We start from the raw sequence: 11,263 nt of genomic DNA, 5'->3' as shown, positions 1-11,263 counted from the left end.
GCGACAGCGGCGCGGTGCGGCTGCTCACCGCCGGGCGCCCGGCCGCCGCCGTCGCCGCGGCCGGCCTGCCGCCGCTGGTCGTGGACGCCGAGGCGGCCGCGATCGCGACCCGCCCGTCGAGCCCGCCGCCGGTCCCGGTGGGCGGCGACGACCTGCTGTACCTGATGTACACCTCCGGCTCCACCGGCGTGCCCAAGGGCGTCATGGTGCCGCACCGCAGCGCGGTCAACTACCTGCGCTGGGTGGTCTCGGCGTTCGACCTGGCCGCCGGCGACGGCGTGCCGGTGCACACCTCGCTGGCCTACGACCTCACCGTGACCAGCATCTTCGCCCCGCTCATCGCCGGGCAGCGGGTGCTGTTCGGTCCGGCCGGCGCGGTGCCCGGCGAGGCGCTGCGCGAGTGGGCGGCCGCGCCCGGCCGGACGATGCTGAAGCTGACCCCCTCGCACCTCGGGCTGCTGGAGAAGGCCCCGGGCGCCGGGACGCTGATCGTCGGCGGCGAGGCGCTGCACTACGACACCCTGGCCCGGCTCGGCGCGCGGCGGGCGGTCAACGAGTACGGCCCGACAGAGATCACCGTCGCCTGCACCGCCTACCGCACCGGCGACGAGCCGGACGCCGACGGCCCGGTGCCGATCGGCACGCCGATCGCCAACGCCCGCGTCTACGTCCTCGACGAGCGGCTCCAGCCGGTGCCCGTGGGGGCGCGCGGGGAGCTGTACGTCGGCGGGGCCGGCGTCGCCCACGGCTACTGGCGCCGGCCCGGGCTGAGCGCGACCCGCTTCGTGCCCGACCCGTTCTCGGGCGAGCCGGGGGCCCGGCTGTACCGCACCGGCGACCTGGGCCGATGGCGCGGCGACGGCAACCTCGAGTACCTCGGCCGCATCGACAGCCAGGTGAAGATCCGCGGCCACCGGGTCGAGCTCGGCGAGATCGAGGCGGTGCTGGGCGGCCTGGACGGCGTCCGGCAGGCCGCGGCCGAGCTGTGCGGGCCGCCCGGCCTGGCGCGGCTGGTCGCGTTCCTGCAGGTCGAGCCGGCCCCGCCGGACGAGCGGCAGGACGCCGATGCGGTCGCCGCGTGGCGCGACGTCTACGACGACACCTACGCCGACCCGGACGCCGACGAGCTGGCCGGCTGGCTGGCCAGCGACACCCGGGAGCCGATCGACCCCGCCGAGATGCACCAGTGGCTGGCCGACACCGTCGCGCGGATCCGGGCGCTGCGGCCCCGCCGGGTGCTGGAGATCGGCTGCGGCACCGGCATGATCGTCCGGCGGGTCACGCCCCACTGCGAGTCCTACACCGGCACCGACCTGTCGGCCGCCGCCATCGCCCGGGTCCGGCGCGGCCTGCCCGACGGTGCGCCCGTGCGGCTGAGGACCGCCGCCGCGCACGAGAGCATCGCGGCGCAGGAGCGGTACGACACCGTCGTGCTCAACTCCGTCGTGCAGTACTTCCCGTCCCCGGCCTACCTGCTGCGGGTGCTGCGGGCGGCGGTGGACGCCCTGCCGGCCGGGGGCGGCCACGTCTTCCTCGGCGACCTGCGCAGCCTGCCGCTGCTGGAGGCGTTCCACGCCCACGTCGAGGCGCACCGGGCCCCGGCCGACCTGCGGGTCGGTGACCTGCGCACCCGGGTGCGGGCCCGCGCCGCCGGGGATCCGGAGCTGTGCGTCGACCCGCGGCTGTTCGCGGCGCTGCTGCGGGCGTGGCCGCGGATCACCGCCGTGCGGGTGCGGCCCAAGCGGGGCCGGTACCGCAACGAGCTGAGCCGCTTCCGCTACGACGTGGTGCTCGTGGTCGACGGCCCGGCCGACGACGACGCCGAGTGGCGCGACTGGGAGTCCCTCGACGCCCTGGCGGGCCGGCTGCGCGACGAGCGGCCGGCGGCGCTTGGGCTACGGGCCGTGCCCAACGCCCGGCTGGCCGGCCCCCTCGCGCTGCTGCGGCTGGCCGGGGAGCGCGACCCGGGCTCGTCCGTCGGGGAGCTCCTGGCCGCCGCCGAGGCCGAGCCGCCGGTCGGGGTCGAGCCCGAGGACCTCTGGCAGCTCGGCGAGCGGCTCGGGTACGACGTCGAGCTCAGCTGGCTCGAGGGCCACCCCGACGGGGCGTTCGACGCGATCCTGCGCCGCCGGCCGGTGCCCACGGCCGCCCCGGCGCCCACCGGCGGGACCCCGGCGGACGTGGACTTCGGGCGGTACACCAACGACCCGCGCTGGCGGCGGGCGCACGACGTGGTCGTGCCCGGGATCGCCGCCCGGCTGGCCGAGGTGCTACCGGAGCCGATGCTGCCGCAGCGGTACGTCGTGCTGCCCGAGCTCCCCCTGACGCGGCACGGCAAGATCGACCGGGCGGCGCTGCGGGACCTGGCCGCCGAGCCCGACGCCGAGCCGGCCGGCGACGCCGCGGCCCGCCTGCTGACCGAGACCCAGGAGCGGGTCGCCGCCGTGTGGCGCGAGCTGCTCGGGCGCGAGCGGATCGCCGCCGACGACGACTTCTTCGGCCTCGGCGGGCACTCCCTGCTGGTGTTCAAGTTGGTGTTCCGGCTGCGCGAGGTGTTCGGGGTGGAGCTGCCGGTGCGCGCCCCGCTCGAGCGGCCCCGGCTGGCCGAGCTCGCCGCGCTCATCGACGAGCTGCGCGCCGCGGCCGTGCCCGCCGACGGGCCGGCGGTCGCCGACGGGCCGGCGGTCGACGGCCCGGTCCGGGTGCCGCGGACCGAGCTGATGGAGCCGTCGTTCGCCCAGGAGCGGCTGTGGTTCCTCGACCAGCTCGACCCGGGCGGCACGCAGTACAACGTCCCGGCCTTCGACCGGATCCGCGGGCCGCTGGACGCCGCGGCGCTGGGCCACGCCCTCGGCGAGATCGTCCGGCGCCACGAGGTCCTGCGCACGGTCCTGGTCACCCGGGACGGCCGGCCGTGGCAGCAGATCCGGCCCGCCGCGGCGGTGCCGCTGCCCGTCGTGGACCTCGGCACGCTCCCGCCGGCCGCCCGCGACGCCGAGGTGCAACGGCTGGCCCGGCGGGAGAACGACCGCCCGTTCGACCTGGCGGCCGGGCCGATGCTGCGGGCCGCGCTGCTGCGCCTGGCCCCCGACGACCACGTGCTGCTGCTGACCTTCCACCACATCGTGCACGACGCGTGGTCATACGGCGTCTTGCGCCGCGAGCTGGCCCGCCTCTACGCGGGCGGCACCCTCGCGGAGCTGCCGCTGCAGTACGCCGACCACGCCGCCTGGCAGCGCCGCAGCGCCGACGACGGGGCGGTGGCGCACTGGCGGCGGCGCCTGGACGGCCTCGCGCAGGCGCCGCCCCTGCGCACCGACCACCCACGGCCACCCGGGGGCGCCCACGCCGGGCGGCTGCTGCCCTTCGCCCTGCCCGCCACGGCCGTGGCCGGGGTGCGCCGGCTGTGCGCCGAGCGCGGCGTCACCCCGTTCATGGTGTTGCTCACCGCGTGGTGCGCCGTGCTGCACGAGCACGACGGCCGGGACGATCTGGTGGTCGGCACCGACGTGGCCAACCGGACCACGCCCGAGTCCGAGGCGCTGATCGGCTTCCTGGTCAACCAGCTCGCGCTGCGCGTGGACGCCTCCGGCGACCCCGGGCTGCCCGGGCTGCTGGAGCGCGTCCGGGCCAGTGTGCTCGACGCGCTGGCTGGTCAGCAGGTGCCCTTCGAACGGGTGGTGCAGGCGGTCAACCCGCCGCGGCGGCGGTACCACCCGCTGTTCCAGGCCAAGCTCGTCTACACCGCCGGCGACGGACCGCAGGTCGCCGAGCTGCCCGGGCTGGCGGTCGAGGCGCTGCCGTTCGAGCTGGACACGACCCGGTTCGACCTGGCGCTGATCGTCGCCGAGGAGGGCGAGGGGATGAGCGGATACCTGGAGTACGCCGTGGAGCTCTTCGAACCGGCGACCGCGGCCCGGCTGCTGCGGCGGTTCCTCGACGGGCTGTCCGGATGGGTGGGCTGAGGCGATGCTGGAGCCGGTGCACTGCTCGTTCGAGCGGCAGCGGCGGGCCACGCCGCACCTGGCCGCGGTGGAGTTCGACGGCGCCACCCTGACCTACGAGGAGCTCGGCCGGCGGGCCGACGCCCTCGCCGCCCGGCTGGCCGAGCTGTCGGTGGGGCCAGGGTCGGTGGTCGGCATCGCGGTGGAGCGCTCGTTCGACCTGCCGGTGGCCGTGCTGGGCACGCTGCGGGCCGGCGCGGCCTACCTGCCGCTGGACCTGAGCTATCCGCCCGACCGGCTGGACTTCATGCTGCGCGACGGCGGCGCGCGGGTGCTGGTGGCCCAGGACGGCCCGGCCGGGCGTCTGTCCGTGCCGACCGGCGTCGCGGTGGTGCGGGCCGACGAGGGCGTGCCGCCGACGCAGCTGCCGCAGCCCCGGCTCGACGACCTCGCCTACGTGCTGTACACCTCCGGCTCCACCGGCACCCCCAAGGGCGTCGCCATGCCGCACGGCCCGCTGGCCAACCTGCTGCGCTGGCAGATCGGCGTGTCGTCGTGCGGTGAGGGAGCACGGACGCTGCAGTACTCCGCCGCCGGGTTCGACGCCTCGTTCCTGGAGATGTTCAGCACCTGGGCCACGGGCGGGTGCCTCGTGCTGGTGAGCGAGGAGGTCCGACGGGATTCGCGGCGGCTGCTGCGGTACCTGCACGAGCACCGCGTCAATCGGCTGTACCTGCCGTTCGTCGCCCTGCAGGGCCTCGCCCGGGCCGCGGCCGACCTGGGCCACCCGCCGTCGGCGCTGCGCGAGGTGATGACGGCCGGCGAGCAGCTCTACGCCACCCCGGCCCTGCGCGCGTTCTTCGCCGCGCTGCCCGGCTCGGTGCTCGACAACCAGTACGGGCCGACCGAGACGCACGTCGTGACCTGCCTGCGGCTCGGCCCGGACCCGGCCGCGTGGCCCGAGCGGCCCACCGTCGGCGAGCCGGTCGCCGACGCCCAGGTCTGGGTCCTCGACGACGACGGCCGCCCGCTGCCGCCCGGGGCGACCGGCCAGATCGCCCTCGGCGGCCCGGTGCTGGCCCGCGGCTACCTGGGCCGCCCCGGTCTGACCGCGGCCCGGTTCGTGGCGGCGCCCGGCGGCGAGCCCGGTGCCCGCGCGTACCTCACCGGCGACATCGGCTTCGTCGGCGACGACGGCGAGATCCGCTTCCTGGGCCGCGCCGACGACCAGGTGAAGATCCGCGGCCACCGGGTCGAGCTCGGCGAGGTCGAGTCGGCCGTGAAGGCGCTGCCGGGCGTCGAGGACGCCGTCGTGGTGGCCGTCCCCGGCCCGGCCGGCAGCCGGCTGGTGGCCTACACGCTCGGCCTAGCGGCCGACGTTCGCCGCCGGCTGGCCGAGACGCTGCCCGCCTATCTGGTCCCCGCGCTGGTGGTGCCGCTCGGGCGCTTCCCGCTCACCCCGAGCGGCAAGGTGGACCGCCGCGCGCTCACCGACCGCCCGGTGAGCGTCGAGGGCCGCGGCCCGGCGCCCCGCGACGCGCTGGAGCGCGAGCTGCTCGCGCTGTGGCGCAAGACGCTGGACGTCGACGGCGTGGGCACCGAGGACGACTTCTTCAGCGTGGGCGGCGACTCCGTCGTGGCGCTGAGCCTGGTGTCCGAGCTCAACGAGCGCCTCGCCGCGGACGCTGAGCTCGACACGCTGTACGAGCGGCCGACCGTGGCCCACATGAGCGACTGGATCAGGGAGAGGGAGCGCACGCCATGACCAACCCCTTCGACGACCCCGACGGCCGCTACCTGGTGGTGGTCAACGACGAGGGCCAGCACGCGCTGTGGCCGGCCCACCTGGACGTGCCGGCCGGCTGGAGCGTCGCCTGCGCGGAGACCGACCGCGAGAGCGCCCTGCGCTACGTGGAGCAGCACTGGACCGACATGCGCCCGAAGAGCCTCGTCGCGGCCCTGGAGGCTGCTCAGTCCACGAGCCCCGGGATCGCCGAGGACAACACGTTGGCCAGGTCGTAGCGGCGCTCGGCGGCCAGCAGCCGGTCGAGGTTTGCGCCGTGCGAGGCGTGGGCCGCTGGCGAGGTCGCCGTTCGCGGCGCCTTTCCAGCGGGCCCCGGCCCGAACCCAGGCCGAACGACGCTGTCACAGCGGCCAAGTTGCCCCGGATGCCACGCGCCAGCAGCGCGCGCGGCATCCGGGGCCCGGAACGGTCGACCGTTCGGTTCAACCCGAGGTGTAGAGCGTCCCGTCGGACCAGATGTAACGGGCCCCGCCCCAGCGAGCCGCGGAGGCGACGTCCGGGAAGAATCCGCACCCGTCGAAGTTGGCGCTGGTGTTGCACAGGACAGGGATCCCGGTCAGCTCCGCGTAAGCGCTGAGGATGCGGGCGGCGGCGACATCCTGGGTGGCTTCGATGGTCTGCAGCCGGGCGGTACCGTCCAGATGGACGACGGCCGGGACGCGCTGGGCCCAACCCGGGCGCATCCTGTGTTCGAAGAGCATGTAGGGGTCGGCGGTGCCGGGCTCGAAGACCTCGGGAGCGCGGTCGGCCAGGCAGATCGGGGCAACCGGCCGGTATTGCGCCCGATGTTTGATGTCATTGAGCCGACCCTTCATCCCGGGGTCGGTCGCGGGCGCCAGGATGCTGCGGTTGCCGAGGGCGCGAGGACCGAGCTCGGCCCGGCCGGACAGTACGACTACCGGCTCGCCCTCGGTTTGCAGGAGCGCGGCGACCTGGCGTTCGTCGCAGGCCTGTGCCCGCCAGCCGCTGGGCAGGCTGCCCGTGGCAATGGCCGGTCCACGGTAGACGTCCCAGTCCAGCGCTATCCGTCCCCGCCGGAACATCTCGCACGCCGCGGTGCCGATCGCGGCGCCGGCGTCGTTGGGGAAGGGCGGTACGAACACGTCATGGAACAGGCCGCTGGCACGGATCATCGTGTTCCATTTGATGTTGAGGGCACAACCGCCGCCGAGCACCAGGTTCAACCGCTCTCCAGGAAACTGGCGCTCCACCACGGCCGCGAGACGGTCCAGCAGCCGCCGGCCGAGGTACGCCTGGAACGTGGCGATGAGGTCGGCGTTGGACAACCCCGATGCGAGCTCGTCGCGGTTCGAGGCGATCTTCGCGCCGAGCACCCGCGCGTTGTCGGTCGACAACGTGCGGAAACCGCCGATGATGTCATCGAAGACCGCAAAGACGTCCGGTTCGGCGGTACCCAAGGCGGCGTACGCCATTGCCTTGCCGGCGATCGACAGGTGGCGGCGGTCCGCCTCCTCCGGCGACAGCGCGTCCGCGTCATAGCGAAACGGGTCGAACTGCGCGCTGAAGTCGGCGAAGCTGTTGCCGATGACGGGCAGCAGCGCCGACACCATTGTGACCTCGCGGCGTGCCGCGTGCACCCGGTACAGCCGTGGCACGACGCCGCCGTCCCACACCAGGGCGAGGGCGTCCTCCTCGCGGGCGGCGAACGGGCTCGTGCAGTAGGCGCCGAGGAGATGGTTGGCGACGTGGGTGTAGCTGGCGTAGCCTCCGGTGCCGTTGAAGTCGTAGCTGTCGAAGGCGTAGCGCTGCAGCGGTCCGTTGTCGCCCGGACCTTCCAGGTACGGCGCGACCCGCAGTTCCATGCTCCGGTCGCCATCCCTGATCGGCACAGCGTTACCGCCATCGGCGGCTGTGGTGTGCCAGCCGTCGATGACGAACTGGTCGATCACATCAGGGGACAGGCCCTCGCGGGCCAGGATTTCGGTTACCCGCTGCAGGTTTTCCAGGAAGCTGTACCGGGGTCCGTTGTCCAGCTTCTCCACCTCGACGCTGAACAGGAGCCGACCGTCGTCGATGACCGCGACTCCGCCGTCGTGCGATGCCTTGATGCCGCAGATAAGCATTGTCAGCCGCGCCTTTCCGGCTGCGTACCGGCCCGGGTCATAGGAGCGGTGCTTCGAGACCGCCCCGTCCGGCTCGAATGTTGTCCCTTCCCTGTCGTTCGTGTCGTCCGGAAAGCCCCCGTGGACGGTGGATGCACACTGACCTCCAGTGTTCCTCGCCTGAAACTCGTTGACCGGGTGTGTCGATGCCTCGCCGATCTCGTCGGCTTACCGCGCCCGCCTGTTCACTGGACGCGAGACCTAGACCGATACGGCCTGGAGCAGACAATCCACGAGCGAGTGCTCGAGGCCAATCGGGAACTGCGCGATGTCGCCGGAGGGGAGCGCGAGCGTGTCGGCTCAGGGTGAGGTGGCAGCCGCCGACATGATCGATACGGGTCTCCGCCATGAGTCGGCGTCATTGTTCTCGGCATTCAGACCGAGACAGAGGCTAGCAGAGCTGATCGACCAATGCAACTATCAATTGCACTCGCATCTTCGTTTGACCAAGTTCTTGACATCGTTGATGGGCTATGCCTTTCGTCGAATGAAGATGTACTCGCAAACCATTTTCATCAACTTTGACATCTTGCTGCCACTTTTTGTTCGCGCGATTGTATTCAGACGAGTGACCAGTCGTTTGCCCCGGGGGAGAGCGCGACACCAAATGATCTACGAGCAGGCACGGCTGGGCCTGCTGCCATTCCGCGACGTCCGGACATCGCCGGTTGGCAGGGCAACGGAACCCATTTTCCGGTCGTCGAGCGGCCACGCGGGCCTGGCAGGCGGCGAGCGTGATGGCGGTCGGGTTCCACGCCGGGGTGGCGGACGGCGATGGCGGTGCCGAGCGCCAAGGCCGGGACACCCGCCGCGCCCCCCGCCATCCGGGTCGGCGTCCGGGACCCCGCCGACAGGCCCGGCCGCCGGAGCCGGGGTCGCGGTCGCGGGCTCCCAGCCGGCGCAGGAGGGCGGGAATCGGCAGCCGCGCCGTCGACCCGAGGGAAATGGCCAAAGACTGGCGATGATCATTGTCCGAAACGCCAGGGATAGGCGAAGGCTCTATTTTTTTGAGTCTTGACATAAGACGGAAATCAATGAAGGGTCGAGGCACGGAGCGGGGGCCCGGGAGATCAGCTGTGGCCTGCGCATGGCGCGGGACGGAGGCAACCGGGTGGGTTACGTGGCGCTCTGCCTGCACATGTTCATCGCCGGGGTATTCGTGATCTCCGCGGGCGCGAAGGTGTGGGGCCGGGAGGCGTTCGCCGGATTTGTCGCCGCGGTGCATGACCTCGGCGGGGTGCCCGTCCGCTTCCGGGTGGTCGTCGCGGTCGGGACCATCGGGCTGGAGATCCTCGCCGCCGGACTGCAACTGGCGCCCACCTGGGTGGGGACGGCATTGGCGGCCGGCCTGCTGGTGGCGTTCACCCTCGTGCTGATCCGCGGACTGCGGAAGCGGCCCGGACTGGCCTGTCACTGCTTCGGATCCGGCGCCGATGCCGTGGCGCCCCGGCATGTCGGGCGAAATGTCGTCCTGCTCGCCGCCGCCGTCGGGGCGCTCGGGTTCGGGCCCGCACATGGGGTCGGCATGGCCGAGACGGCGCTGTGCGGGCTGGTGGCGGCGGTCGGGGTAGGAACGGTGGCGCGGCTCGATGACCTGGCCGCGCTCGTCAAATAGAGCCGCACTAACCAAATAGAAGGGTGCGAAGGTGTCGATTATCGAGGCTGCCGTCATCGTGCTCACCGTGCTTGTCGTGCTTGATCTGATGCTCACCACCGCGGTCATCCGGCGGCTGCGGACCTACGAAGAGCGCGCCGCGGCCGCCGGGCCGCCGCCAGAGTTGATCGACATCGCGGTCGGGGCCGAGGTGCCGCTGGCGGAGCCGCGCCTCATCGGTCGGCGTACCCTCGTCGGCTTCTTCTCCACCACGTGCCGGCCCTGCACGCAGGAGGCGGCCGAGCTCGCGGGGCGGCAGGAGCGGCTGGCGGCGGCGGGGATCGTCGCGGTACCGGTGCTGACGATGAACGGCGGCACCGATCCCAACGGGCTCGCCGAGGTGCTCGGCCAGGTCGGGACGGTCATCGCCGAGGCGCCGGGCGGGCCCGTCGTCAGCGCCTTCGGGGCGAAGGCGACGCCGAGCTACGCGCTCGTCGACCCCGATGGGCGGATCGCAGCCAAGGGCACCTTCGAAGACTGCCTGCGCCTCGTCGCCCGATGAGCCGGCGGACCCTGCGCCGGCGCGGGTCGGCGCTCGCCGGGGCTCTGCGCACTTACCATCGCGCCGCGCCGTTCGCGGCCTGGCTGCGGCTGCTCGTCGCGATCGCGACCGGGCTGGTGCCGGTGGCCGCCGCCTGGCTCACGAAGGCGCTGATCGACGGGCTGGCCGAGGCCGGCGGTACCACCCGCCTCGCCCTGCAAGCCACCGCCCTCGGCGTCACCGGCGCGGCGGGGGCCGTGTTCCAGCACCTGGCCCGGTACCTCGACCAGGACGTCACCCGCAAGGTCGCCCTGCACACCCAGGCCGAGCTGTTCGCGGCCGTGGTCCGCCCGCCGGGGCTGGCGGAGCTGGAGAACCCGGCCTTCCACGACCGGGTCCAGCTCGCCCGCCAGTCCAGCCAGTCGGGGCCGGTGCTGCTCACGGCTTCACTGCTCGCGATCGTGCAGGCGACGATCACGCTGAGCGGATTCGTCGCCTCGCTGATCGCGCTGTCGCCGCTCGCCGCCGCCCTGGTCGCCGCCTCGGTCGGGCCGACGCTCGCGGCCCAGCTGCGGCTGAGCCGGATGCGGGCCGACACCACCGCCGGCAACAGCCCCCGCCTGCGACGCCAGGCGTTCTATGCCGGGATGCTGCTGGACCTGCGGGCCGCGAAGGAGATCCGGCTGTTCGGCCTGGGGCAGTACTTCCGCGGCCGCATGCTGACCGAGCTCGGCGACATCCAGCGGGCGGAGCGCCGGGTCGACCTCGCGACCGCGCGCGTCGACGGCGCGTTGTCGCTGCTCACGGCGGCGGTTTCGGCGGTGGTACTGGCGATCACCGTCACCCGCCTCGCCTCCGGTGACGGACGCATCGGCGACCTGGCCGTGCTCGTCGCCGCGCTCGGGGCCGTGCAGGCGACGGTGGCGAGCACGGTCGCCCAGATCGCGACGGCCGACGCCGCGCTGGTGCTGTTCGAGCACTATCTGGCGGTACTGCCGCCGAACAAGACGACACCAACCGAGCACCCGCCGGCGATCGCGCCGCCGCAATCGCCGGAGCGAGAGGGCGGCATCCGGTTCGAGCACGTGTGGTTCCGCTATGCCGAAGATCAGCCGTTCGTACTCCACGACCTGACCCTCACCCTGTCGCCCGGACGCTCGACGGCCCTGGTCGGGCTCAACGGCGCCGGCAAGTCCACGATCGTCAAGCTCCTGTGCCGCCTCTACGAGCCGACCCGCGGCCGGATCACCTGGGACG

General features: G+C 73.3%; 7 protein-coding genes. 6 read left to right on the top strand and 1 reads right to left on the bottom strand.

Translation table 11 applies throughout. From position 1 onward, the window contains the following. The 3 genes from ABD352_RS27355 to ABD352_RS27345 all read left to right on the top strand — a co-directional run. On the top strand, nucleotides 1-3,965 hold a 3,965-nt coding region (locus tag ABD352_RS27355), incomplete at its 5' end, for an amino acid adenylation domain-containing protein (RefSeq protein ID WP_344615352.1). A 4-nt stretch (nucleotides 3,966-3,969) separates the two neighbouring features. Further along, a complete protein-coding gene (locus tag ABD352_RS27350) occupies nucleotides 3,970-5,709 on the top strand; it encodes a non-ribosomal peptide synthetase (protein ID WP_344615351.1) in 1,740 nt (579 codons plus the stop codon). Beyond that, a complete protein-coding gene (locus tag ABD352_RS27345) occupies nucleotides 5,706-5,966 on the top strand; it encodes an MbtH family protein (RefSeq protein ID WP_344615350.1) in 261 nt (86 codons plus the stop codon). Before ABD352_RS27350 ends, ABD352_RS27345 begins: the two co-directional genes overlap by 4 nt. 204 nt (nucleotides 5,967-6,170) lie before the next feature. On the opposite strand, the gene ABD352_RS27340 is transcribed toward ABD352_RS27345, so the two are convergent. Then, nucleotides 6,171-7,832: a carbamoyltransferase N-terminal domain-containing protein gene (locus ABD352_RS27340; protein ID WP_344615349.1), complete on the bottom strand. Its 1,662-nt coding sequence runs from the start codon at nucleotides 7,830-7,832 to the stop codon at nucleotides 6,171-6,173. A gap of 1,126 nt (nucleotides 7,833-8,958) precedes the next feature. Between ABD352_RS27340 and ABD352_RS27335 the strand changes: the two genes are divergently transcribed. The 3 genes from ABD352_RS27335 to ABD352_RS27325 form a co-directional block, all read left to right on the top strand. Then, a complete protein-coding gene (locus ABD352_RS27335; RefSeq protein WP_344615348.1) occupies nucleotides 8,959-9,486 on the top strand; it encodes a MauE/DoxX family redox-associated membrane protein in 528 nt (175 codons plus the stop codon). Between the two features lie 31 nt (nucleotides 9,487-9,517). After that, nucleotides 9,518-10,027 carry a peroxiredoxin family protein gene (locus ABD352_RS27330; RefSeq protein ID WP_344615347.1) on the top strand — a complete coding sequence of 170 codons (510 nt, stop codon included), beginning with the start codon at nucleotides 9,518-9,520 and terminating at the stop codon, nucleotides 10,025-10,027. Beyond that, on the top strand, nucleotides 10,024-11,263 hold a 1,240-nt coding region (locus ABD352_RS27325), incomplete at its 3' end, for an ATP-binding cassette domain-containing protein (protein WP_344615346.1). The genes ABD352_RS27330 and ABD352_RS27325, both read left to right, overlap by 4 nt.

Origin of the sequence: Dactylosporangium salmoneum (assembly GCF_039532525.1) — a bacterium.
Classification (GTDB): domain Bacteria; phylum Actinomycetota; class Actinomycetes; order Mycobacteriales; family Micromonosporaceae; genus Dactylosporangium; species Dactylosporangium salmoneum.
This window is presented reverse-complemented; position numbering and strand designations above follow the sequence as displayed.